19 protein-coding genes are annotated in these 24,182 nt (G+C 68.5%); 17 read left to right on the plus strand and 2 right to left on the minus strand.

The features are described from left to right. Positions 1-155: transposase (locus ACWCO2_RS32715; protein WP_450131685.1), on the minus strand; the 155-nt coding region annotated here is incomplete at its 3' end. 1,049 nt (positions 156-1,204) lie between these two features. Between ACWCO2_RS32715 and ACWCO2_RS32720 the strand changes: the two genes are divergently transcribed. From ACWCO2_RS32720 to ACWCO2_RS32790, 15 genes are all read left to right on the plus strand, one after another. Further along, positions 1,205-2,389 (plus strand): ROK family protein, encoded by a 1,185-nt coding sequence (locus tag ACWCO2_RS32720; protein ID WP_450131660.1) that lies wholly within the window; start codon positions 1,205-1,207, stop codon positions 2,387-2,389. 55 nt (positions 2,390-2,444) lie between these two features. Beyond that, a complete protein-coding gene (locus tag ACWCO2_RS32725) occupies positions 2,445-3,596 on the plus strand; it encodes a Gfo/Idh/MocA family protein (protein WP_450131661.1) in 1,152 nt (383 codons plus the stop codon). Beyond that, positions 3,593-5,098 (plus strand): sugar ABC transporter ATP-binding protein, encoded by a 1,506-nt coding sequence (locus tag ACWCO2_RS32730; RefSeq protein ID WP_450131662.1) that lies wholly within the window; start codon positions 3,593-3,595, stop codon positions 5,096-5,098. The genes ACWCO2_RS32725 and ACWCO2_RS32730 overlap by 4 nt, the downstream gene beginning before the upstream one ends. Further along, on the plus strand, positions 5,095-6,096 hold the full coding sequence (locus tag ACWCO2_RS32735; RefSeq protein WP_450131663.1) for an ABC transporter permease: 1,002 nt from the start codon (positions 5,095-5,097) through the stop codon (positions 6,094-6,096). Before ACWCO2_RS32730 ends, ACWCO2_RS32735 begins: the two co-directional genes overlap by 4 nt. A 35-nt stretch (positions 6,097-6,131) precedes the next feature. Continuing rightward, positions 6,132-7,187 (plus strand): substrate-binding domain-containing protein, encoded by a 1,056-nt coding sequence (locus ACWCO2_RS32740; RefSeq protein ID WP_450131664.1) that lies wholly within the window; start codon positions 6,132-6,134, stop codon positions 7,185-7,187. A gap of 82 nt (positions 7,188-7,269) precedes the next feature. After that, positions 7,270-8,280 (plus strand): sugar phosphate isomerase/epimerase family protein, encoded by a 1,011-nt coding sequence (locus tag ACWCO2_RS32745; RefSeq protein WP_450131665.1) that lies wholly within the window; start codon positions 7,270-7,272, stop codon positions 8,278-8,280. A 20-nt stretch (positions 8,281-8,300) separates the two neighbouring features. Continuing rightward, positions 8,301-9,251 carry a sugar phosphate isomerase/epimerase family protein gene (locus tag ACWCO2_RS32750; RefSeq protein WP_450131666.1) on the plus strand — a complete coding sequence of 317 codons (951 nt, stop codon included), beginning with the start codon at positions 8,301-8,303 and terminating at the stop codon, positions 9,249-9,251. Between the two features lie 149 nt (positions 9,252-9,400). Then, positions 9,401-11,485: a PQQ-dependent sugar dehydrogenase gene (locus ACWCO2_RS32755; protein ID WP_450131667.1), complete on the plus strand. Its 2,085-nt coding sequence runs from the start codon at positions 9,401-9,403 to the stop codon at positions 11,483-11,485. An 87-nt stretch (positions 11,486-11,572) separates the two neighbouring features. After that, positions 11,573-12,730, plus strand: a complete 1,158-nt coding sequence (locus tag ACWCO2_RS32760; RefSeq protein WP_450131668.1) for an inositol-3-phosphate synthase — start codon at positions 11,573-11,575, stop codon at positions 12,728-12,730. After that, a complete protein-coding gene (locus ACWCO2_RS32765) occupies positions 12,727-13,578 on the plus strand; it encodes an SCO3242 family prenyltransferase (protein ID WP_450131669.1) in 852 nt (283 codons plus the stop codon). Before ACWCO2_RS32760 ends, ACWCO2_RS32765 begins: the two co-directional genes overlap by 4 nt. Further along, positions 13,575-14,435: a sugar phosphate isomerase/epimerase family protein gene (locus tag ACWCO2_RS32770; RefSeq protein WP_450131670.1), complete on the plus strand. Its 861-nt coding sequence runs from the start codon at positions 13,575-13,577 to the stop codon at positions 14,433-14,435. The genes ACWCO2_RS32765 and ACWCO2_RS32770 overlap by 4 nt, the downstream gene beginning before the upstream one ends. Beyond that, positions 14,432-15,070, plus strand: coding sequence for an EboA domain-containing protein (locus tag ACWCO2_RS32775; protein ID WP_450131671.1), 639 nt, complete (start codon positions 14,432-14,434; stop codon positions 15,068-15,070). The genes ACWCO2_RS32770 and ACWCO2_RS32775 overlap by 4 nt, the downstream gene beginning before the upstream one ends. Beyond that, a complete protein-coding gene (locus ACWCO2_RS32780) occupies positions 15,057-15,917 on the plus strand; it encodes a TatD family hydrolase (RefSeq protein WP_450131672.1) in 861 nt (286 codons plus the stop codon). The genes ACWCO2_RS32775 and ACWCO2_RS32780 overlap by 14 nt, the downstream gene beginning before the upstream one ends. Before the next feature lie 23 nt (positions 15,918-15,940). After that, entirely contained in the window at positions 15,941-17,107 is a 1,167-nt protein-coding gene (gene eboE / locus ACWCO2_RS32785; protein WP_450131673.1) for a metabolite traffic protein EboE, read from the plus strand. Further along, a complete protein-coding gene (locus ACWCO2_RS32790; protein WP_450131674.1) occupies positions 17,104-18,477 on the plus strand; it encodes an alkaline phosphatase family protein in 1,374 nt (457 codons plus the stop codon). Before eboE ends, ACWCO2_RS32790 begins: the two co-directional genes overlap by 4 nt. A gap of 56 nt (positions 18,478-18,533) precedes the next feature. On the opposite strand, the gene ACWCO2_RS32795 is transcribed toward ACWCO2_RS32790, so the two are convergent. Beyond that, positions 18,534-19,718 carry an ROK family protein gene (locus ACWCO2_RS32795; RefSeq protein ID WP_450131675.1) on the minus strand — a complete coding sequence of 395 codons (1,185 nt, stop codon included), beginning with the start codon at positions 19,716-19,718 and terminating at the stop codon, positions 18,534-18,536. A gap of 362 nt (positions 19,719-20,080) precedes the next feature. Here ACWCO2_RS32795 and ACWCO2_RS32800 point away from each other — a divergent pair, with 362 nt between their 5' ends. Together ACWCO2_RS32800 and ACWCO2_RS32805 are read left to right on the plus strand one after the other, a co-directional pair. Then, positions 20,081-20,242 carry a hypothetical protein gene (locus tag ACWCO2_RS32800; protein ID WP_450131676.1) on the plus strand — a complete coding sequence of 54 codons (162 nt, stop codon included), beginning with the start codon at positions 20,081-20,083 and terminating at the stop codon, positions 20,240-20,242. 338 nt (positions 20,243-20,580) lie between these two features. Then, a complete protein-coding gene (locus ACWCO2_RS32805; protein ID WP_450131677.1) occupies positions 20,581-24,168 on the plus strand; it encodes a ThuA domain-containing protein in 3,588 nt (1,195 codons plus the stop codon). The last annotated feature ends 14 nt before the right edge of the window (positions 24,169-24,182 follow it).

The following is a 24,182-nucleotide window of genomic DNA, read 5'->3' on the forward strand; positions in this document are numbered from 1 at the left end:
CGCTTACCGTCCTCGACGTCGGCGGCACGCAACCAGTTGGCCAGGCAAGACTCGGAGATCCCGAAATCCTTGGCGATCTGCTTCAACGGAGCCTCGCCACGACGGGCCACAGCGACCACATCATCACGAAACTCCTGCGGGTAGGGCTTGGGCACGGTCGCATCCTTCCAGGTGAGGCGCGTGCCTCACACATCAGGTGTCAACCAAAACCTGGGCAGCCCCGTTGAAATGGTTGGGGACGATGCAGGGCGAAGTCGGTGAACGCCTTCGCTGCCATGTCATGACGGGTGCCGAGGCCGTCCCCTTGTGGGACAAGATCGCCCATATCGCCGGTCGCTTGGCGTCGCCGACCGCAACTGCCGAGGACCTCGCACTCGTGGCCGATATCCTGGCATATAAGCCCGCTGCCGAAGACCTCGTCGCGTGGACCGAGGCGTTGGGGACACCATTGCGCGCCCCAGCCGACGGCGAAGATCGGATCCCTGATGACTGGGCTCGCACACGGCGGTGGGCGGCGGTACTTCCCGAGTACGTTCTCACTGCCTGGCGAGACACTATTGACTTCGTTAGCGAACGTCATGGCATCCCGAATCCACAGGCGTTGACTGGCAATCGGCGTCCGCGGTGGGAAGTCAGCTTCGGGAGGTCCCCCTACAGCACCGAAGACTTGTCGGCGTGTCCGCCGCTGGAGACTGCAGCGCTGGTCGCCGCCTGGGAACCTGATGCTGAGAGTAAGTGGCGGATGTTCGGCCGTCTAGAACTCGAGCTTTCGATGCCTGCGAACCCGCCTGATCGACCTCGGGCACCACGAGGCCACAGCAATCAATCCGTCGGACACAATCAAATAGGGGCGCGCCCATTTGCTAAGCATGGTGTGGTTGCTTCCACCGCAGGCGGCCGGGCTCAGCCAGACGGAAGCATTCTCATGCCGCAGACCGCACACGCGCACCTACTGGTGCTTGTGAGCGGTAACGGGGGCATCTAGTCCAATGCACTGCTCCGTAGGTATCAATGCCGCAGTTGTGTTTTGTGTTGCTCATCGGGAAGGTCATGTGACTCGCCCTGTCCGTCCTCTTTGGACGCTGTGTAGACGCTTCCTGCGGCTGTTCGGGTGAGTTCGCGAAGCCTTCCTTGACGTCCGGGGAACCACTTCTCCTACTCTGTGACGAACTTCATTCGCCTTGTGCAAGAAGTGGGGTAGTCGGTGCAACCGGAGAACACTCACCAGGCACGGGTTCTCACGTCATTGCGGCACAACGGACCGCAAGCGGCGGCGGAACTGGCAGCACAGCTCGCGCTGTCGCGCTCCAAGATCGGCCAGGAGTTGGCGCGGCTGGAGGAACTGGGGTTCGTGGAGAAGTCCGGTAAGGCCGAGTCCCGAGGCGGCCGCCGGTCGGGCCTGGTTCAGTTGTCCCGACGACTGCGGTTCGTCGGTGTGGACATTGGCGCTACCTCGCTCGACGTCGGCATAATCGACGGTCGCCTCGAAATCGTGGCGCACACCAGCGAGGCCATCGACATCGACGCAGGTCCGGAGCCGGTCCTCGGCCGCGCTGTGGAGATGATCGGCAAGTTGCGGAGCGAGGGTCATCTGCCGACGCTCGACGGCATCGGGATCGGGGTGCCCGGGCCGGTGAGCTTCCGCGACGGGTTCACCGTATCCCCGCCGATCATGCCCGGTTGGGACCGGTATCCGGTGCGCGAGCACGTCATGCAGCAGTTCGACTGCCCAGTCCTGGTCGACAACGACGTCAACCTGATGGCCGTTGGCGAGATGTACGGCGGGGTGGCCCAGTCGGTGCCGGACTTCCTCTTCGTCAAGATCGGCACCGGAATCGGCTGCGGCATCGTCGTCGGCAACAGCGTTTTGCGGGGCAGCAACGGCAGCGCCGGGGACATCGGGCACATCGCCGTGCACGACACGGGACCGGTGTGCAGCTGTGGCCGGACCGGTTGTCTCGAAGCGTGGTTCAGCGGCGCAGCCCTGTCGCGAGATGCCACTGCTCTCGCGCAGAGCGGCGAGTCCCCGGGACTGCAAGAACGTCTCATCGGGCTCGAGGCGCTCACCGCACGAGACGTCGGGATTGCCATGCGTTCTGGAGACCCGCAGGCACTCGGGCTGGTCCGGGACGGTGGGCGCCGATTGGGCCGGGTGCTGGCCGGGCTGGTGAACTTCTGCAACCCCGCGATGATCGTCGTCGGCGGAGGCGTTTCGAAGCTCGGGCACGTGCTGCTGGCGGAGGTGCGCAGTGAGCTGTATCGGCGCTCGACCCCGCTGGCCACCAGCAGCCTACCGATCGTGCTGTCCGAACTCGGCGACAACGCCGGAATCGTGGGCGCCGCCGGAATGATCAGTGACCACGTTCTCGGCGTGTCTCCCGCGTCGTGAACCAGCTGCTCGGCGGATGCCCGCAGACAGGGCTCCGCTGGACACAGGAGGACGGATGAACACACTCGGAGTCGCATTGGTGGGCCACGCCTTCATGGGGGCGGTTCATTCGCACGCGTGGCGGACTGTGGGACGGGTCTTCGATCTGCCCGCACAGCCCGAGCTGGTGGTGCTGTGCGGGCGCAGCAAGGACGCTGCGAGTACGGCTGCGGCCAGATTGAGCTGGCAGGAATCCAGCGATGACTGGAAGTCCGTGCTGTTGCGAGACGACGTGCACGTCGTTGACATCTGCACACCTGGGGACACTCACGCCGAGATCGCCGTCAGTGCGTTGGAAGCAGGCAAGCACGTGCTGTGCGAGAAGCCGCTGGCCAACTCGGTCACCGAGGCGGTGGCAATGGCTGAAGCCGCGGATCGCGCGCGGCGCACCGGAATCCTTGCCATGGTCGGGTTCAACTACCGTCGCGTTCCCGCGCTGGCACTTGCCCGGTCGCTGGTGGAGCGGGGCCGAATCGGGCAGGTCCGCCACGTTCGGGCGAACTACCTGCAGGACTGGCTGGTCGACCCGAATTCGCCGCTGACCTGGCGGTTGCGCGCCGAACGAGCCGGATCCGGCGCGCTCGGTGACCTGGGCGCGCACCTCGTCGACCTCGCGCAGTACTTGGTGGGGGAGGAGATCGTCGCCGTCTCGGGGGCGATGGAAACGTTCGTGGCCGAGCGTCCGCTGCTCAAAGACCCCGCGCGCACTGGACCGGTGACCGTCGACGACACCGCGATATTCACCGCGCGGTTCCGCGACGGTGCGCTCGGCACTTTCGAGGCGACGCGCTATGCCACCGGACGCAAGAACGGTCTGCGCATCGAGATCAACGGCAGTGCGGGAAGTCTCGCCTTCGACTTCGAATCGATGAACGAGCTCGCCTTCCACGATGCCGCGGACCCCGCTGACACCGCCGGATTCCGGCGCATCCTGGTCACCGAGCCCCAGCACCCGTACCTGGAGGCGTGGTACCCGCCGGGGCACGTGCTGGGGTACGAGCACACCTTCGTTCACGAACTGCGCGACTTCGTCACCGCGATCGCTGACCGGACAACGCCGAGCCCCGACTTCGATTCCGGGCTGCGCGTGCAACGGGTGCTGGACGCCGTGCAACGCAGCGCCGCGCACCACAGCCGGTGGATCCCGGTCCGGGAGGACGGCAGATGACTGAGAGCGGCGACCTGCTGGTGGTGTCCGACGTCGTCAAGGTCTTCCCCGGCGTGCGCGCGCTCGACGGTGTCGATCTGCGGGTGCGTGCGGGCGAGGTGCACTGCCTGCTCGGGCAGAACGGTGCCGGGAAGTCCACTCTGATCAAGGTGCTGTCCGGAGCGCACGCCCCGGACAGCGGGTCGATCTCCTGGCGGGGTGCACACATCTCGCTGGGTTCACCCGCCGCTGCGTTGCGACGCGGGATCGCTGCGATGTACCAGGAACTCGACCTCGTGCCCGGATTGAGCGTGGCGGAGAACATCTTCCTCGGCCACGAACCGGCCGCCGCGGGATTCAGCCGACGTGGTACGGCCCGACGCGCGGCGGCGGAGCTGATGGCGAGACTGGGACATCCGGAAATCGACCCAGACACGCAGGTGGGCGAACTATCGGCGGCGGCGCGGCAGCTGGTGTCGATGGCCCGCGCGCTCGGCCACCAGGCAAAGCTGATCATCATGGATGAGCCGACGGCTGCGTTGTCCGCCGGCGAGGTCGACAACCTGTTCCGCGTCATGGACGAACTCACCGCTGACGGCGTGGCTGTCGTCTACATCTCCCACCGCATGGCGGAAATCCGGCGCATCGCCGACCGGGTCACCGTCCTCAAGGACGGCCGCACCGTGGCGGTGGGTCTCCCGGTCTCTGAGACGCCCACGAGCGAGCTCGTAGCACTGATGACCGGCGGGGAAGCCCCCACGGTCGAGAACGTGAGCAGCGCGGCAACCGATCGGCCCGTGCTGGAGGTGCAGGGGCTGCGGCGGCGTGGTGAGTTCGACGATGTGAGCTTCACCGTGCACGCCGGGGAGATCGTCGGTCTGGCTGGGCTCGTCGGGTGCGGACGGAGCGAAGTGCTGGAGACGGTTTTCGGTGCCCGCGCGCCGGACTCCGGTGAAGTCCGGGTCGGTGGTCGCAGGGTTCGCGCTGGCAGCATCGGTGCCGCGGTGTCAGCGGGAATCGGTCTGACCCCCGAAGAACGGAAGAGCCAGGCGTTGTTGCCGCAGATGAGGGTGGCGGAGAACGTGACCCTGGCGTCGCTGGCTCGGCACAGCAGACTGGGTTTCACCCGCCGCGGCGCAGAACTCGCCAGCACCCGCGACGTAGCCAATCGGCTGCAGCTCCGCCCGCCCGATCCGGAACGGCCGATCTCCGCCTTGTCCGGCGGGAACCAGCAGAAGGTCGTGATCAGCCGATGGGTGTTGCGCGGTTGCCGCGTCCTGCTGCTCGACGAACCCACACGGGGTGTTGACGTCGGGGCGCGAGCCGAGATCTACGCGCTGATGCGGCAGCTCGCCGAAGACGGGCTGGCGATCGTGGTCGTTTCCAGCGACATCCCCGAAGTGCTGGCGCTGTCCGATCGGGTGCTGGTGCTGCGCGACGGGGTGGTGGTGCACACCGCTGCGGCAGGTGAGCTCACGGAGTCCGACGTGCTCGACATGGTCATGGAGGCACCGGCGAGATGAATGAGCGGACACTCACTGCACCGGTCCCCACCTCGGCGTCCAAACTGGGCCGTTGGTGGTCGCGCGCCGACATCCGGCTGACGGCGCTGTTCGTCGTCCTAATAGCACTGTGCGTGGTCGGCTACGTGACGCGACCTGACGCCTTCCTCACGGAAGGCAACATCTCCACGGTTCTGCGGTTGGCCGCTGCGATCGGCGTGGTCAGCGTGGGCATGACGTTCGTCATCTCGGCTGGCGGGATCGACTTGTCGGTCGGCTCGATCGTGGCGCTTTCCAGCGTCTGGATGACGACCTGGGCAACCCAGTCCTACGGCGTGGGTGTGATGGTGCTGTGCGCGTTGTTGGTGGGCACCGGCTGCGGCCTGGTCAACGGATTGCTCGTCTCCTACGGGCGCGTGGTGCCGTTCATCGCGACGCTGGCCATGATGGCGTCCGCGCGCGGCCTGGCCGAGCGCATCAGCGGACGGCAGACGCAGGTCGTCGACGCCCCGGGCTTCGGCGCGGTGTTCAAGGCCGACCTGTTGGGGGTGCCAGTGCTGATCTGGATCTTCGCAGTGGTCTTCGCTGCGGGATGGATCCTGCTCAACCGCACCACTTTCGGCCGCCGCACGCTGGCCGTCGGCGGCAACGCGGAGGCCGCCCGGCTGGCCGGGATCAACGTTCGCCGCCACACCGCGTTGGTCTACGCACTGGCCGGGTTCTGCTGCGCCGTGGCCGCGATCATGGTCGTGGCGCGAACCACCTCGGGCGCCTCGACCAACGGCCTGTTCTACGAACTCGACGCTATTGCGGCCGTGGTGATCGGCGGTACCCTGCTTTCCGGCGGACGTGGCAGTATGACCGGAACCTTGCTCGGCGTGCTCATCTTCACCACGCTCAGCAATGTGTTCACCCTCAACAACCTGGAAACCGACATCCAGAACATCGCCAAGGGCGCGATCATCGTCCTCGCCGTGTTGGTGCAGGCCCGTACCCGACGCCGCGCCGATCTGCACTGAATTCCTCGTCTCACCCCAATGTTGTGGAGGAACGCATGACGTCCGTGCCCGAAACAACGCGTCGAAGACTTCTGTTCGGTACCGGTGCGATCGGTGCTTCCGCGGTGCTGACCGGATGCCTGGCCAATACCCCGCCGCAGCAGGAGAACCCGGCTGCTGTCGCGGCGGGTGGCGACAACGCCGCTCCCGGAAAGCCCGTGACGATCGGGTTCTCGGCCCCCGCCGCCGATCACGGCTGGATGGCGGCGATGACCACCAACGCCCGCGCCCAGGCCGAGAAGCTACCGGACGTGACGTTCCGGCCCACCGAGGGCGGCAGCGACGTCAGCCAGCAGATCGCCCAGGTCGAGACGTTGATCAACGCCAAGGTCGACGTGCTCGTGCTGCTGCCCGCCGATGGCAAGGCGATGACGGACGTCGCGCTTCGCGCGATGCGCGCGGGAATCCCGGTGGTCAACGTGGACCGCGTCTTCGCCTCGCCGGACGCCTACCGGGTGTGGATCGGTGGCGACAACTACGGCATGGGCGTCAACGCCGCCGACTACATCGCGGCCGAGCTCCGGCGCGCCAACGTGGCCGCCCCGGTGATCGCCGAGGTCGCGGGGACCGACTCGCTGCCCTTGACCCAGGAGCGCAGTGCCGGTTTCCGCGACGGCCTGGCCCGGCACGGGCTGCGGGTCGAGCGCAGGGTGGCCGCCGAGTTCACCGCCGAGACCGGCGAACGGCAGATGACCAACCTGCTGCAGGCCGCCTCGCACCTGGACGCCGTGTGGAACCACGACGACGACCAGGGCATCGGCGTGCTGTCGGCGGTCGAGGCCGCCGGGCGCAACGACTTCTTCCTGGTCGGCGGTGCGGGCTCGCGGCAGATGATGGACCGCATCAAGGCCGGCAACGGCGTCGTGCGCGCGACCGTGCTCTACAACCCGTCCATGTGCTCTTCGGCGATTTCACTGGCACGGCTGCTCGTTCAGTCGCGCGGCATGAACGATCTGGCCGAACACGAGGTCCCGCGCTCGGTGACGACCTATTCGGCCGTGGTGACCCGCGAGAACGTCGACCAGTACCTCGACGTCGGCTTCGTTTCCTGATGCGGGAGGAGATCCGCATGCGGGCCATGCGACGCCCGCCCGCGCTGCCGGCCGGCACCGACTTGCCGAAGGAGGCCGTGTGATGGGACGTCCGGTCACGCTGTTCACCGGGCAGTGGGCTGACCTGCCGTTCGAAGAGGTGGCCCGGTTGGCCGCGGAGTGGGGCTACGACGGGCTGGAGATCGCCTGCTGGGGCGATCACCTCGACGTCTGGCGCGCCGTCGAGGACGACTCGTACCTGCAGTCCCGTGTGGACATCCTGCACAGGTACGGACTCGACGTGTGGGCGATCTCCAACCACCTCAAGGGCCAGGCGGTGTGCGACGACCCGATCGACGCCAGGCATCAGGCCATCCTGTCCGATCGAGTGTGGGGCGATGGTGCTCCGGAGGGCGTGCGGCAGCGCGCGGCCGAGGAGATGAAGCACACCGCGCGGGTCGCGGCGAAGCTCGGGGTCCGCACGGTCGTCGGCTTCACCGGTTCGGCGATCTGGAAGTACGTGGCCATGTTCCCGCCGGTGCCGGCCGAACTCGTCGAAGCCGGCTACCAGGATTTCGCCGACCGGTGGAACCCGATCATGGATGTCTTCGACGCTGAAGGAGTGCGGTTCGCGCTCGAGGTGCACCCGTCGGAAACCGCCTACGACTACTGGTCCACCGTCCGCACCCTGGAGGCCATCGGCCATCGGGAGGCATTCGGGCTGAACTGGGACCCGAGCCACATGATCTGGCAGGACATCGACCCGGTCGGCTTCCTCGTCGACTTCGCCGACCGCATTTACCACGTGGACTGCAAGGACACCAAGCGCAACCTCGGCAACGGCCGCAACGGCAGGCTCGGCTCCCACCTGCCCTGGGGTGACCCCCGGCGCGGCTGGGACTTCGTGTCCACCGGGCGCGGCGACGTGCCGTGGGAAACGTGCTTCCGGGTGCTGAACTCGATCGGCTACGACGGTCCGATCTCGATCGAGTGGGAAGACGCCGGAATGGACCGTCTGCGCGGCGCTCCGGAAGCACTGCGCTTCGTGCGCGACCAGCTCTTCGAACCATCGGACGCGGCATTCGACGCGGCCTTCAGTTCTCCGCAGCAGTAGAGCGAAGGAGTGCATGAACGATGTGTTTCGGATTCGACGGCTACGGTGCTCTTGCCCGATCCCTCGGTGAGAAGCGCCTTTCCCGGCGGAGCGCGTTGCGCATCGTCGGCGCGGCCGGTGCCGGCCTGCTCGCCGCGGGCGCGGTGGCTCCCAACGCGCACGCGACGGCACTGCCGACCGGCCGGCCGCTGGTGCCGCCCGGCCTGATCAGCATCCAGCTGTGGACGATGCGCGCAGCCCTGCAGGGCGAACCCGGCTTCGACGAGACGCTGCGCTCGCTCGCCGGCATCGGCTATCCCAAGGTGGAGCAGGCGCTCGGATACTTCGGCCGCAGCGCGAGTGAACTGCGGAGCTTCTACGACGGCATCGGGATCTCCGCGACATCGAGCCACGACGGCATCTCCAACGACGATTCGGCGCTGCAGACCAAGATCGACAACGCCCGCACGCTGGGCCAGTCGTTCATGGTCGTGCCGTATCTGAACTCCCCGAACCGCGACGACTGGAAGCGGTGGGCCGAGCGGATGAACCAGGAGGCCGCGGCTGCTCGGGCGGCCGGGATCCGCTACGGCTACCACAACCACGCGCACGAGTTCACCACCGACCTCGGTGGCGTGACGCCGTGGCAGGTGCTGACCTCCGAGCTGGACCCCGGCCTGGTGCACCTCGAGGTCGACCTCTACTGGGCCGTGCGGGGCGGGATCGAAAGCGGCGAAGGGGCGAGCGACCCCGAGGGTTTCACCATCGACGTGATCCGGTCCGCACCGCAGCCCGTGCTGCAGTACCACGTCAAGGACCGGCACGTCGAGGACGGTGATATGGCCGACCTGGGTACCGGCCACATCGACTTCGAGCGAATCTTCCGAGCGCATTCGGTGTTGGAGTACATCGTCGAGAACGACACCCCGGACCTCAGCCCGCGGCAGACCGCCGAGGTCGGCTACTCCTACCTCCGCGAACTGCGCGGGTAATCACCGCTGCGTTCACCTTTCCCAGCTCTCCACGAGAAGCGGTTCCCGCCGCCGGGCGATTCGGGGGTGGGAAAAGCACGTCCGCATTCTTCCCCGTGCGATTCGCAATCCGATGAGAGGTCGCCATGCGACGAGTACCTTTGCTGGCGGTGACGACCGCCGTGACCACGGCACTGCTGATCTCACCGGCGGTGGCCGCCGAAGGACCGCCACCGGACACCGAGTTCCAGAAGGTGGTCCTCAACGACAGCCCCGGCGAGCCGATGGACCTCGCCGTTCTCCCGGACGGCAGCGTGCTGCACACCACTCGCCAGGGCGAGGTCGGGATGCACCACGCGGACTCCGGCCGCAACACCGTCGCGGCCAAGTTGGACGTCTACCAGCACGACGAGGAGGGCCTGCAGAGCGTCGCGATCGACCCCGGCTTCAACGGCACGACGAACAGGTGGGTCTACCTGTACTACTCGCCGCCGATGAACACACCGACCGACGATCCGTCCACTCCGGACGTCAACGAGGGTGACGCACCGGAGTTCGGCACTCCCGACCAGTTCCAGCCGTTCCACGGCGCGCTGCGGCTGTCGCGTTTCCAGCTCAACGGAGACGCGCTCGACCTGTCCACCGAGCAGAAGATCCTCGATGTCGACGTCGACAGGGGCCTCTGCTGCCACGTCGGTGGCGACATCGTCTTCGACAGCAAGGGCAACCTGTATCTGTCCACAGGGGACGACACTAATCCGTTCGCCTCTGGCGGCTACGCGCCGATCGATGAGCGCGAAGGCCGCAATCCGGCCTTCGACGCGCAGCGCACTGCCGCCAACACCAACGACCTGCGGGGCAAAGTTCTGCGGATCAAGGTCGGCGAGGGCGGTTCGTACACGATCCCGGACGGCAACCTTTTCGCGCCGGGGACGCCGAACACGCGCCCGGAGATCTACCTGATGGGTTTGCGGAACCCGTTCCGGATCGAGCTCGACCGGAAGACCGATGCGCTCTACGTGGCCGACTACTCGCCGGATGCCGGGAATGCCGATCCGAAGCGCGGGCCGGCGGGACAAGGCAAGTGGTTCGTCGCCCGCGAGGCGGGCAACTACGGCTGGCCTTACTGCGAGACCGCCGAGCACCCGTACGTGGATTACGACTTCGCCACCGGCACTTCGGGCGCGCCGTTCAACTGCTCGGCTCCGGTGAACGAGTCGCCGCACAACACCGGCCTCGAGCAACTGCCGCCGGTCGCTCAGCCGCAGGTGTGGTACGGCTACGACCAGTCGGAGGAGTTTCCCGAGCTGGGCGCCGGCGGGATCGGGCCGATGGCGGGACCGGCCTACCGCTACGACCAGCGGGCGACGCAAGGCCGTGCTCCGGTCGCGTGGCCGCAGTACTACGACGGCATTCCGCTGTTCTACGAGTGGACCCGGGACTACATCAAGGGTTTCCGGCTCGACGCCTCCGGCGCGTTGAACCGCATCGAGGACGTGCTGCCGTCGGTCCCGCTGTCCGGCCCGATGGACATGGAGTTCGGCCCGAACGGGGCGCTTTACGTGCTGGAGTACGGCAAGGGCTACTTCGGCGAGAACCCCGAAGCGGCGCTGTCGCGCATCGACTACATCGGCCCCGGCGGCAACCACAGCCCGCACGCGCAGGCGTCGGCCAACGTGGAGAACGGGCACGCACCGCTCACGGTGTCGTTCTCCAGCCAGGGCACCGAGGACGCCGATGGCAACCGGTTGCGGTACGAATGGGACTTCAACTCCGACGGAGCTGTCGACTCGCGTGAGCCGAACCCGACCCACACCTACACCGAGAACGGTGCCTACACCGCGACGTTGCAGGTGACCGACACCGGCGGCCCGAACACGGGCAAGACCGGTGTGGCTCAGGTCGACATCGTGGTCGGCAATGCCGCGCCGCTAGTCCGGTTCGGTACCCCGGTCGACGGGCAGCAGTTCAAGTTCGGCGACCTGATCAACTTCGAGATTTCGGTGACCGACGATCAGCCGGTCGACTGCTCGCGGGTCGAGGTGACCTACGTCCTCGGCCACGACGATCACGGCCATCCGCAGACGACGGCGTCCGGCTGCTCCGGGTCGATCCAGACCACCGTGCCGGAAGGTCACGACCCCGCAACCGACGATTTGCGCGGGGTGTTCCACGCGACCTACACCGACCCGGGTGTCGATGGGCTGCCACCGCTGTCCGGTGATGACGAGGTCGTGCTCCAGCCGACGGGCTGATGCGTGCCGGGCATCGGAGGCGGTCGGGCAACACCGCATCCGGGGCCCGCAGTTCCCCCACGCCAACACCAAGGGAGGCCCAAGAGGATGACACCAAGGACCGGAGTGTGGTTCATCGGCGCGCGGGGGTCGGTGGCCACCACAGCCACCGTCGGCGCGCTCGCCCTGACGGCGGGGCTGACCCAGCGCACGGGATGCGTCGCCGATCTCGCCGAGGTGGCGGCGGCGCGGCCGCCCGGCGTGGAAGACCTCCTGATCGGCGGCCACGACATCGTCGGTGACTCGCTGCCCAAACGCGCCGAATCGCTGGCGGGCGGTGGGGTGTTCGACATCGAGCTGGCCCGGACGTTGCACCACGGGCTGGTCGAGGTGGACGGCCGCATCCGCGCGGGCGTCACGGCGGACGAGGGGACCCAGCGCGACGCGATCGAGCGGATCAGCGGTGACATGGCCGGTTTCCGCGCCGCGCACGCGCTGGACCAGGTCGTCGTCGTCGATGTGTCCACCACGGAGGCGCCGGTCGAGCAGACCTCCGAACTGTCCGATTTGGACGAACTGGATCGGGCGTTGGCGGCGGGAGAGTCGCCGCTGCCGCTCAGCGGCGTGTACGCCTACGCGGCGCTGCGTGCGGGCTGCCCGCTCGTCGCGTTCACCCCGAGTCCGGGTCCCCGGCTGCCCGCGATCAGCCAGCTCGCCGAGCGGGTGGGACTGCCGTGGGCGGGATCTGATGGGAAGACGGGGGAGACGTTGCTCAAGTCGGCGCTCGCACCGATGTTCGCCACCCGTGCGCTGCGGGTGCGGTCCTGGGCGTCGTACAACCTGCTCGGCGGTGGGGACGGGCAAGCCCTCGCCGATCCGGCCAACGCGGAGAGCAAGACGCAGTCCAAGGGCAAGGGGCTCGGCGCGATCCTCGGCCATCCGGTGGATGGCCCCATGCACATCGACTACCTCCCCGACCTCGGCGACTGGAAGACGGCATGGGACCTGGTGTCGTTCGAGGGCTTCCTCGGCACGCGGATGTCGATGCAGTTCACCTGGCAGGGCTGCGACTCAGCGCTCGCCGCTCCGCTGGTCCTCGACCTCGCCAGACTGGTGGCGCGGGCCGGCCAGGTCGGGGCGGTCGGCCCGCTCGGCGAGCTCGGCTTCTTCTTCAAGGACCCTGCTGGTGACAGCGGCCACGACCTCGGTGGGCAATGGCGCGCGCTGGTCGAGTGGTGCCAGCGGATCGGGTCGGTGGCCGGATGAGGGCGCGGGATGTGGTCGAGCTGGTGCGGTTGCCTGCCGTGCTCACCGTCCCCGGCGACAGTCTCGTCGGGGGCTCTGCCGCCGGCTGGCCCTACGGCAAGCGTGGCTGGGCCATGCCGATGGCCTCGGCGTGCTTCTACCTCGCCGGCATGGCGCTCAACGACTACGCCGACCGCGAGCTGGATGCGGTGGAACGCCCGGAACGACCGATCCCCTCTGGCCGGGTGCGGCCCGGTGAGGCGCTGGTGCTGGCCATCGGGCTGACCGCGGCCGGTCTGGGGGTCGCCAACGCCGCGGGCGGCCGCACCGCGCTCCGAGTCGCAGTGCCGGTGGCTGCTGCGGCGTGGACCTACGACCTCGTTGCCAAGCAGACCAACGCCGGTCCTGCCGTCATGGCACTGGCCCGTGGACTCGATGTGCTGCTCGGCGCAGGGGGGCGACCGCAGGCCGCGGTCCCCGCCTGCGCCGTCGCCGTGCACACCTTGGGAGTCACGTGGTTGAGCCGAGGCGAGGTGCACGGCGGTTCGCGGCGCGCGGGCTGGACTGCCCTGGCGGCCACGTCCGCCGCCGCAGCAGTGGCCGCGCTGCCTCGCCGCTCCCGTTGGGCGTCGGCTGCCACCGCGGCGTTCGCGGGCGCATACGCGGTGACGGTCGGGCAGGCTCAGGCCCGCGCGGTGCGGAACCCGGACGCGGCCACCATCCGCGCCGCGACCGCCTCCGGGGTGCGTGGCGTCATCGGCCTGCAGGCGGCGCTGGTCTCCAGGAACGGCGCGGTCGCGCTCGCTGGTGGTCTGCTCGCCGCCGGGCCGCTGGCGCGGGCGGCGTCGAAGGTGGTGTCGCCGACATGAGCCTTCGGTTCGGCTATGGCACCAACGGCTTTACCGGTCACCGCCTTGACGAGGCCCTGGTCGTACTCGCGGAGCTTGGCTACCAGGGAGTCGCGCTCACACTCGACCACCCGCACCTCGATCCGTTCGCACCCGATCTCGCCGCGCGCACCGACGCGGTCCGCCGCCGCCTCGAAGCGCTGGACCTCGCTGTCGTGATCGAGACGGGCGCCCGCTACGTCATGGACCCGTGGCGCAAGCACGAACCGACGCTCGTGTCCAACGCCGGGCGCGAGCGGCGGATCGACTACCTGCAGCGCGCGGTCCAGGTCGCCGAGGCGCTCGGTGCGGAGGCGGTGTCGTTCTGGTCCGGCACGCTCCCGCGTGGAGTGCCCGCGGAGCACGGATGGGAGCGACTCATCAGCGGCGTCGCGGAGGTGCTCCGCGAGGCCGAGCGCCGGGACGTGCGCTGCGCGTTCGAACCGGAGCCGGGGATGTTCATCGACACCCTCGCCGGGGTCGCCGAGTTGCGCCGCAGGCTTGGCGGGCCGCCCCGGCTGGCCATGACCATCGACATCGGACACTGCGTGTGCAACGAACCGGTCCCACCGCAGGACTGCGTTCGCGAGGTAGGCCCGCTGCTGGGCAACGTGCAGGCCGACGACATGCGCCCCGGTGTGCACGAGCACCTCGAGTTCGGTGACGGCGAGGTGGACCTCTCGGCCACGCTGGGGGCGCTTCTCGACATCGGCTACCAGGGGCTGGTGAGCGTGGAGCTGCCCCGCCACGCCCATGCCGCACCCGCTGTCGCCGCGCGCTCGCTGGATGCATTGCGCGCCGCCGAGGCGGAGTTCACCGCATCGGAGGTGGCCGGATGACGTCCGCGGACTTGGCCGCACTGCTCGAACCCGCAGCGCAAGCCCGGCTGTACGAGGCGCTTGACGAGGTGGCGGCCACCCCGGCACGGATCGCGGTGCTCTTCCCCGCGGTGGCGCGGTCGATCGCCCGTGGCCCCACCGACCCGGCCGACCCGGACGGGCTGATCGCACCGCGCATCGAGGATCACGTCCGGGGCGCGCTCCTGCGCACCGCAGCGCGGCACTGGAATCCCGCCGAGCACGCGGAGGAAGTCGCGGCGCTCTACCGGTACGGCGATGCCGACGAGAAACGCGCGGTGCTGCGCGCACTCGATCACCTCGACATCGGCGGCGCAGCCCTGCCGCTGGTCGTCGATGCATTGCGCAGCAACGACACTCGGCTGATCGCCGCAGCCCTCGGGGCGTATGCGGCACGACACCTGGACGGCCACGCCTGGCGGCACGGCGTGCTCAAATGCCTGTTCACCGGCGTGCCGCTGGATGCGATCTCCGGCGTCGCCGATCGCATCGACGCCGAGCTGACCCGCATGGTCGACGCCTACATCGCCGAACGACGCGCCGCCGGACGACCGGTACCGCACGACGCCCAGCGCCTGCTCGGCGACTGGACAAGGAGGAACAATGCGGATCTTTGACCCCCACATTCACATGACCTCCCGGACCACCGACGACTACGAGGCCATGTACGCCGCCGGGGTCCGCGCCGTCACCGAACCGGCGTTCTGGCTCGGCCAGCCCCGCACCAGTGCCGCCTCGTTCCACGACTACTTCGACTCGCTTGTCGGCTGGGAGCGATTCCGCGCCGCGCAGTTCGGCATCCGGCACCACTGCACCATCGCGCTCAACCCCAAGGAGGCCAACGATCCGCGGTGCCGCGAGGTGCTCGACGTGCTACCGCGCTACCTCGCCAAGGACGGCGTGGTCGCCGTCGGCGAGGTCGGGTTCGACTCGATGACATCCGACGAGGAGAAGGCTTTCGCCCGGCAGCTCGAACTGGCCGGTGAGCACGACCTGCCGGTACTGGTGCACACCCCGCACCGCGACAAGGTCGAGGGCACCCGTCGTAGCCTGGAGCTGGTCGAAGCATCCGGGTTGCCCCCGGAGCGCGTGCTCATCGACCACCTCAACGAGGTCACCGTCGACCTGGTGGCGGCCAGCGGATGCTGGCTGGGTTTCTCCATCTACCCGGACACCAAGATGGACGAGCACCGGATGGTGCGGATCCTCGCCGACCGCGGCCTGGAGCGCATGATCGTCAACTCGGCGGCGGACTGGGGCCGCAGCGACCCGCTCAAGACCGCCAGGACCGGGCACGCGATGCGCGAGGCCGGATTCAGCGAAGACGACGTCGATCGCCTGCTGTGGTGCAACCCGGTCCAGTTCTACGGCCAGAGCGGACGATTGCTGCTCGACCCGATCGACGTCGATGAAGCGGAGACGTTCGAAGGCAACTCGGTGCTGCGCGGCCGACGCCCGCGGTGAATGGCCACAGCGGAGGAACTGCGATGCGCTTCACCCATCGGGACGGGACCCGAGTCCACCTCGCGTACTGCACAAACGTCCACCCCGCCGAGGACTTGGACGGGCTGCTGCGCCAGGTGCGCGTCTTCGGCGGTGGCATCCGCGCCGAACTCGGCATCGACCGGCTCGGCGTCGGGCTCTGGCTGCCCGCCACGCTGGCCGCGCACCTGGCCGACCACCCCGATCTCGACCGGCTGCGGAAGGCGCTGGACGAGAACGGGCTCGAGGTCGTCACCCTCAACGCTTTCCCCTACCAGGGTTTCCACGAATCGGTGGTGAAAGGAGCGGTGTACCACCCGGACTGGGTGGAGTCCCGGCGGCTGGACTACACGCTGGACTGCGCGCGGGTGCTGTCGCGGCTGCTACCCGAAGACGTCGCGCAGGGCAGCATTTCCACGGTGCCGCTGGCGTGGCGGACGCCGTGGTCGGCCGACCGGCAGCGGCGTGCCAACGACCTGCTGGGCCGGCTCGCCGAACGGCTGGCCGAACTGGCGGCCGAGAGCGGCAAGCGCATCCGAGTCGGGCTGGAGCCCGAGCCGGGCTGCATCGTCGAAACCATCTCCGACGCAATCGACCTGCTCAAGGATGTGGATACGGACCACATTGGACTGTGCCTCGACGCCTGCCATCTCGCGGTGGGGTTCGAGGATCCGGTCGACGCGGTGCGTCGGCTCACCGAGGCCGGGCTGCCGATCGTGAAGACTCAGGCGTCCGTGGCGTTGCACGCCCCGAGTCCCGGCGGTGCCGCGACCCGCCAGGCTTTGTCCTGCTACGCCGAAGATCGTTTCCTGCACCAAGTCCGGGAACGCGGACCTGGTGGGATCACCGCGCGCGACGACCTGCCGGAGGCGGTCGACGGCAGCGACGCCCTGGCCGGCGACGGGCCGTGGCGGGTGCACTTCCACGTACCGATCCACCGGCAGCCGGAACCGCCGCTGGAATCCACCCGGACCGCCCTCGGCAACACGCTGGATGCGCTGCTCGGCGGACCGTCCGCGCTCACCGGCCACGTCGAGGTGGAGACCTACACCTGGTCGGTGCTGCCGGAGCACCAGCGACCGAGCAGTGACGCCGAGCTGACCTCCGGGCTGGCGGGCGAACTGCGCTGGGTCGCCGATCGAATGCGAAGCGCCGGATTGGAGCCCTCGTGAACAAGATCCTGCTGCTCAACGTCGTCGGGCTGACGCCGCGACTGCTCGAACACGCACCTCGGCTCCGCGAGCTCGCCGGGCAGGGTTGGCAGGCCCCGCTGGAGACCGTGCTGCCCGCTGTCACGTGCTCGGTGCAGTCCACCATGCTCACCGGTCTCGCCCCGCGCGAACACGGCATCGTCGGCAACGGCTGGTACTTCCGCGATCTGGGCGAGATCTACCTGTGGCGCCAGCACAATCGGCTCGTCGCGGGCGAAAAGGTGTGGGAGACGGCCCGGCTCGCCCGCCCTGGCTATCGCACGGCCAACGTGTGCTGGTGGTATGCGATGGGCGCCAGCACCGACTGGACCGTCACCCCGAGGCCTGTTTACCACGCCGATGGACGCAAATCGCCGGACTGCTACACCCGACCGCCGGAATTGCACGACGAGCTGACCAACGCGCTGGGTTCGTTCCCGCTGTTCAACTACTGGGGTCCGACGGCATCGCTGCGCTCGAGCGAGTGGGTGGTCGCAGCGACCCGGCGGCTCCTGCCCGAAGCGGACCTCACGTTGGCCTACGTGCCGCACCTCGACTACGACCTGCAACGACATGGACCCGACAGCCCACAGGCGCTCGCAGCCGTGCGGGATGTGGACCGCGCCGTCGCGCCGTTGCTGGACGACGCGCAAGCGCAGGGCACCGCGGTGGTTGTGGTGAGCGAATACGGCATCACGCCTGCTTCCCGCCCGATCGATCTCAACCGAATGTTGCGGGAGTCCGGCTTGCTCGAGGTCTACACCCAGCACGGAATGGAGTACCTCGACCCGTGGGCATCACGAGCGTTCGCGGTCGCCGATCACCAGGTCGCGCACGTCTACATCCCGAACGCGGGCGACGTGGCGCCGGTGAAGAAGCTGTGCCAGGACCTGCCCGGTGTGGACCTGGTGCTGGACCGCGTGGCGCAGGGCGAGTTCGGCCTCGACCACGAGCGGGCGGGCGAGCTGGTGCTCGTCGCCGAGCAGGGCGCATGGTTCACCTACTACTACTGGCTGGACGACGCACGGGCACCGGACTTCGCGCGCGGCGTCGACATCCACCGCAAACCCGGCTACGACCCGGCCGAGCTGTTCCTCGACCCCGCCGACCCGACGGTGAAGCTGCGCGCCGCGCTCGGGTTGGCCCGCAAGAAGCTCGGCCTCCGCTACGCGATGAATGTCGTCCCGACCAGCGGAAGTTGGGTCAAGGGCACGCACGGCCGCCTGCCCGACGATCCGCTGGACGGTCCCGTGCTGCTGTGCAGCGACCAGTCCGCGAAACGGGACCGCGTTGCCGCTGCCGACGTGCGCGATCTCGTCCTGGAGCTGGCCAGGATCCCGCATTCGAACTGACTCTCAGCCGGAGTCGTGCTCCGGGATCAGCGCGGGTGTCGTGGACGGCAACGCTGTCATTGGGCCAGGATGCTTTCCATCTGAGTTGGGGAGAGTGCGTGGTCGATCACCATCGCGGCCGCGCCCAGGACACCTGCTTGGTCTCCGGCCAGGGATTGGACGATGCGCAGCTCCTCGGTGGCCAGGGGGAGCGACCGGCGGTAGACGACCTCGCGCACGCCGGCGATCAGGTGCTCGCCGGCCTGGGACAACGATCCACCGATGACGATCACTGACGGGTTGAACAGGCTGACTGCCGTGGCGAGCACCTCGCCGATGTCCCGACCTGCCTGCCGCAGCAGCTGCAACGCCGTGACCGAGCCGCTGCGGATCAGTTCCAGGACGTCCTTGCTGCTTTCGGCTTGCGCACCCAGGTCGGTCAGCTTCGCCGCCACCGCGGCGCCGCTGGCGACCGCCTCCAGGCAGCCCACATTGCCGCAGCGGCAGGGAATTTCGGCGCCGCGGGGAACCTGCGCGTGCCCCATGTCGCCCGCCGCGCCGCGAGAGCCCCGATGCAGGCGGCCATCGCTGATCAGCCCGCTGCCGATGCCGGTCGCGACCTTCACGAACATCATGTCCGGCTTCTCCGACCAGTGCGTGTGGTGCTCGCCGAGCGCCATCAAGTTCACATCGTTGTCGACCAGCGCGACCTCGGTGCCCAGCCGCTCGCGCAAGTAGGCCTTCACGTCGAACCCGTTCCAGCCCGGCATGATCGGCGGATTGACCGGTCGCCCGCTGGCATGCTCGACGGGCCCGGGCAGCCCGACGCCGATGCCGAGCAGATCTCCTGCCGAGCGCTCGGCCTTGGTCAGCAGCTCCCGTCCCGTCTCGCTCACGTAGCCCAGCACCACGCTGGGTCCGGACGCGATGTCGAGCGCGTGGTCCTGCTCCGCGATGATCCGCCCGGACAGGTCCGCGACCGCCAGCTTCACGTGGGTGGCGCCGATGTCAGCGCCGAGCACCATGCGCGCGGCCGGGTTGAACGCGAACATGCTCGGCGGCCGTCCGCCGGTCGAGCCGGCCTTGTCGGCGTGCCGGAGCAAGCCAGTGGCCAGCAGCGACTCGATGCGCTCGGCGATGGTCGAGCGCGCGAGTCCTGTCTCGGCCGCCAGTTCGGCTCGGGTGCGCGGTTTTCCGTCCCGGAGCAGCTGGAACAGCGCACTCAGGCCGAGGGCGCCGCCCTCCGGCCGTACCTCACTCACCGGCATGCTCGGCGGGTCCTTTCTCTGGGGAGCGCGTCTCTTTTGTCGACATTAAGTCTAGAACATGCCGACTTTTGGATGGAGTTACTCGACTATTGAGTGTTAGTCGGACACTTTTGCTTGACAGGCATTTAAAAGTCTCTTTAGTCTTTGCCTGCACGAACGCAGGACGCGCACCCGGACTGTGATGGCACTGCCTGCACGAGAGTGGATGGCACGTCCGGACGTTGCCCGCCGCGACGCCGGCTGAAACGGCCACAGTCGCCGTTTGGTGCGCGGGAGGCAAACCATGGTGGTTCGGCGCCACGCTGGCCACCGACAACGTTGTCACACGAAGAGATTCGACTTCTCACCTGTTCTGAATGTTCTCGACGAAATCGGTTACCGCGGGATGGTCGCCGTCGAGTTGCCTCGCCGATGACGAACTCGCGCGCATGCTCACCGATTTCGCCCGCGAGCGCACCGCCGCGGGCCGCCCGATCCCCGACGACGTTCACCTCGTGCTGCGACTCCGGGAGCGCTGATGCGTCTTCGACTCGCACTTCCACATGACCGGCGCAACCCGGTCGAGCAATTCGTCCAAAGTGGACGATCCGAGCGCGGGTCGAGACGGTCTTCGCCGCCAGCTCCGTTCTGCACGGGAACCGGTTGTGGTCCCGGCATTCCGACGGCAGCACAGTCCACCTCGCGTACTGCACCAACGTGCACCAGACCGAAGATCTCGACGGCGTTCCGGCGCAGCTGTCCCGCTTCCGGATCCGCCGTTGCACACGGCACAAGCTCATCTGACCACGGTCATCAGGGCGCCGTGAGGGCATAACCCCTGCGCGGCAGCGAGATCCGATGTGAGGCGAGGGATTGTATGGGGAACGGACGTGATTTCGAACCGAGGAGATCGAGACGGCTCCTGAGCGGTTCGCCGCCCCGGAGGCGGGGCAGGTTCCGACGGGTTCTCGGGCAGTTGTGCGCGTTGCTCCTGCTGGCCGCGGTGCCGGCTGTGCCCGCGCTCGCGGCACCGGTAGCCGCCCCGGCGGAGGCTGCCGCGGATCCCGTACGGGTCCTGGTTTTCCACGGTCCCGCCGACGGTCAGGCCGACCCGGTGGGCACGGCCGCCGCGGCGGTGCAGGAGCTCGGCCGGACCGGCGGCTTCCAGGCCGATGTCGCGGCCGACCCGGCCGCCTTCACCCCGGCGAACCTGGCCCGCTATCGCGGCGTGGTGTTCCTGTCCGCGAACGGGGTCACGCTGAGTGCCGAGCAGGAGGACGCGCTCAAGGCGTTCGTCGCCGCGGGCAACGGATTCGTGGGCGTGCACGACGCCGCCCGTGCACAGTCCACATCGGACTGGTTCACCGGCCTGATCGGAACCCGGCCCGCGGCGAGCCCGGAGACCGTGCAGCAGGCCGTGATCGACGTGACCGACCGGCAACACCCCGCGAACGCCGGGCTCCCGCTGAACTGGACCCGCTCCGACCAGTGGCTGAACTGGAACCCGAGCCCGGTGGGCCAGGTGCACACCGTGGCGCAGGTCGAGGAGTCGACGTACCAGGCGGGCGAGGGCGCGAACGGTGCCTTCCACCCGGTGTCCTGGTGCCGGGACTACTCCGGCGGTCGCTCGTTCTACACCGGCATGGGCCGCACGACCGAGAGCTGGACCGCCGACCAGCAGTTCAGCTCGCACCTGCTGGGCGCGATCCAGTGGACCACGGGCATGGTCCGCGGTGACTGCCAGGCCGCGATCGCGTCGAACTACAAGGTGGAACGGCTGACCGGGCAGAACCAGCCCGGGCAGCTGGACCAGATCGGCGAACCGCACGGGCTGACCATCGCGCCGGACGGCAAAGTGTTCTACATCGGCAAGGCCGCCTGTCCGTCCGGCCCCGTCGTGGACTGGAACGACCCGAACGTGGGCCTCGGCTGCGGCACCATCCACCAGTGGGACCCGGCTACCCGGCAGGTCAAGCTGCTCACCACGCTCGCCGTGATGGGCAACCGGGGCAGCGGTGACGAGCTGGTGAAGAACGAGGAGGGCCTGGTCGGCATCACGCTCGACCCGGACTTCGCCCGGACGGGCTGGGTCTACGTGTACTGGATGCCGCACGAGTCGGTCGACCGCGAACGGCACATCGGCCAGCGCACGGTGTCGCGGTTCACCTACGACGCGGCTCGTCAGACGATCGACCAGTCCAGCCGCAAGGACCTGCTGCACTGGGACGCGCAGATCCACAGCTGTTGCCACGCCGGTGGCGGCATGTCGTTCGACTCCGCGGGCAACCTCTACGTCGGCGTCGGCGACAGCAATTCCTCCGGCGGCTCCGACGGCTACTCGGGAAACAACTGGACCGCCGACTACCAGGGTGTGTCGTTCCAGGACGCCCGGCGCACCTCGGGCAACACCAACGACCTCAACGGCAAGATCCTGCGCATCCACCCCGAGCCGGACGGCACTTACACCATCCCGCCGGGAAACCTGTTCACCGGGATTGAGGAGGGCGGCGGCAAGACCCGGCCCGAAATCTACGTGATGGGCGTGCGCAACATCGCCCGGTTGGCGATGGACCGGCAGCACAACTGGCTCACCGCCGGCTGGGTGGGCCCGGACGCGGGCGCACCCAGCCCCGACCTGGGGCCGGCGAAGTATGAGACGGCAACGGTGATCACTTCCGCGGGCAACCAGGGCTGGCCCTACTGCATGGGCAACCGGCAGCCCTACCGGGACCGCAGCGACACCGACGCCAGCGTGCTCACCGGCTGGTACGACTGCGACAACCTGAAGAACACCTCGCCGCGCAACACCGGCCTGGTGGACATCCCGCCCGCACGGGACAACGCCATCTGGTACTCACCCCAGGGCGGTGGCCCGGTCTACCCGGCTCGGGCCGACGGCAGCGGGGTGCCGACGTACGACCAGGCGGACGCGACCTACACCCAGCCCTACCTCAAGGGCGGTGGCCAGGCCATCATGTCCGGCCCGACCTACCACCGCTCCGAGGTGAACACCGCCAGCGGTGTCGCGTGGCCGGCGTACTGGGAGGACAAGTGGTTCATCGGCGACGAGTCCAACCCGAACAACCGGGTCGCGGTGACGGTGGACCCGGCCCGCGTGCCCGCTCAGGGGCCGCCGGCGTTCGCCGAGGACCTGCGGCAGATCATCAAGGGCGGCGGCGGTGACACCGGCCTGCAGAGCTGGATGGACGCCAAGTTCGGTCCGGACGGGGCGCTGTACCTGCTCGATTACGCCGGCGGCTTCTTCAGCCTCGACCCCAACCAGAAGCTGCTGCGGATCACTTACCACGGTGGCGCGCCCAGCCCGGCTCCGGACGCCGCGACCGTGCAGGCCACCGCGCAGGCCACCCCGATGACCCAGGCGTTCTCGAGCACCAAGGTCGGCGGCGTGTCCTGGCGCTGGGACTTCGGCGACGGCAGCTCGTCCACGGAAGCCAACCCGCGGCACACGTATCTGCGGGGCGGTACCTACCAGGCGACCCTCGAGGTCACCTACGCCAACGGGGAGAAGGCCACCCGCCACCTTCCCGTGTCCGTGGCCTGCCCCGCGCCCGACGCCCGGCAGACCGTGGGGCTGCTGGACACCGACACCGGTGTGGCCAACCGCAACCTCGGCGGCGGCTGCACGATCAACGACCTGATCGACGACGAGCGGGTCTGGCCGAGCCACGACGCGTTCACCGCGTACGTGTCCGACCTCGCCTCCCGCCTGCGCGGCTTCGGGCTGCTGTCCGCCGACGAGGAGCGCTCGGTGAACCACGTGGCCTCGAAGTCCCCGATCGGCAACACGGGCACCACCGGGTACGAGTACCTCTTCGACGGCACCTCCACCGACGGCTGGAGCCAGGCCCCGGACGGGCGGTTCGACCTGCAACCGGACGGGACCCTCCGCAGCTCGGGCGGCATGGGAATGCTGTGGTACTCCGCCAAAGCGTTCGGCGACTTCTCGGTGCGGCTGCAGTTCCGCGACGTCGCCCCGGACGGCGATCGAGCCAACAGCGGCGTGTTCATCCGGTTCCCGGATCCGCGCATACCGCTGGAGCAACGCCCACCGGGCAGCTGCGGCACGGTCGGACCGGCAGCCACCTCGCAGGCATGGGTTGCGATCTACTGCGGACACGAGATCCAGATCAACGACAACCCGGCAGGCGACGCGCAGAAGACGGGCTCGGTCTACAACTTCTCCCAGGTAGGACTCGACCGGGCCCTCCCGACGCCCAAGGGGGTGTGGAACGACTACGAGGTGCGGGTGACCGGCCAGCACTACACGATCATCCGCAACGGCGTGGTGATCAACGAGTTCGACAACAAGCCGGGCCAGGAGTCGTCGCGCGCCGGTGACCCGTCGACCGATCTGCGGCAGTTCTTCAACGGGTTCATCGGGCTGCAGAACCACAGCGATCGCGACGCGATCGAGTTCCGCAACATCCGGGTGCGGAAGCTCTAGCACTTTCCCCGGTG

It is taken from the genome of Saccharopolyspora sp. NPDC002376 (genome assembly GCF_053593195.1).

Coding starts and splice junctions, on each gene's coding strand:
- ACWCO2_RS32725 (WP_450131661.1), top strand. CDS start 2,445: ATGAACACACTCGGAGTCGCATTGGTGGGCCACGCCTTCATGGGGGCG.
- ACWCO2_RS32730 (WP_450131662.1), top strand. CDS start 3,593: ATGACTGAGAGCGGCGACCTGCTGGTGGTGTCCGACGTCGTCAAGGTC.
- ACWCO2_RS32735 (WP_450131663.1), top strand. CDS start 5,095: ATGAATGAGCGGACACTCACTGCACCGGTCCCCACCTCGGCGTCCAAA.
- ACWCO2_RS32740 (WP_450131664.1), top strand. CDS start 6,132: ATGACGTCCGTGCCCGAAACAACGCGTCGAAGACTTCTGTTCGGTACC.
- ACWCO2_RS32745 (WP_450131665.1), top strand. CDS start 7,270: ATGGGACGTCCGGTCACGCTGTTCACCGGGCAGTGGGCTGACCTGCCG.
- ACWCO2_RS32750 (WP_450131666.1), top strand. CDS start 8,301: ATGTGTTTCGGATTCGACGGCTACGGTGCTCTTGCCCGATCCCTCGGT.
- ACWCO2_RS32760 (WP_450131668.1), top strand. CDS start 11,573: ATGACACCAAGGACCGGAGTGTGGTTCATCGGCGCGCGGGGGTCGGTG.
- ACWCO2_RS32765 (WP_450131669.1), top strand. CDS start 12,727: ATGAGGGCGCGGGATGTGGTCGAGCTGGTGCGGTTGCCTGCCGTGCTC.
- ACWCO2_RS32770 (WP_450131670.1), top strand. CDS start 13,575: ATGAGCCTTCGGTTCGGCTATGGCACCAACGGCTTTACCGGTCACCGC.
- ACWCO2_RS32775 (WP_450131671.1), top strand. CDS start 14,432: ATGACGTCCGCGGACTTGGCCGCACTGCTCGAACCCGCAGCGCAAGCC.
- ACWCO2_RS32780 (WP_450131672.1), top strand. CDS start 15,057: ATGCGGATCTTTGACCCCCACATTCACATGACCTCCCGGACCACCGAC.
- eboE (WP_450131673.1), top strand. CDS start 15,941: ATGCGCTTCACCCATCGGGACGGGACCCGAGTCCACCTCGCGTACTGC.
- ACWCO2_RS32800 (WP_450131676.1), top strand. CDS start 20,081: ATGTTCTCGACGAAATCGGTTACCGCGGGATGGTCGCCGTCGAGTTGC.
- ACWCO2_RS32805 (WP_450131677.1), top strand. CDS start 20,581: ATGGGGAACGGACGTGATTTCGAACCGAGGAGATCGAGACGGCTCCTG.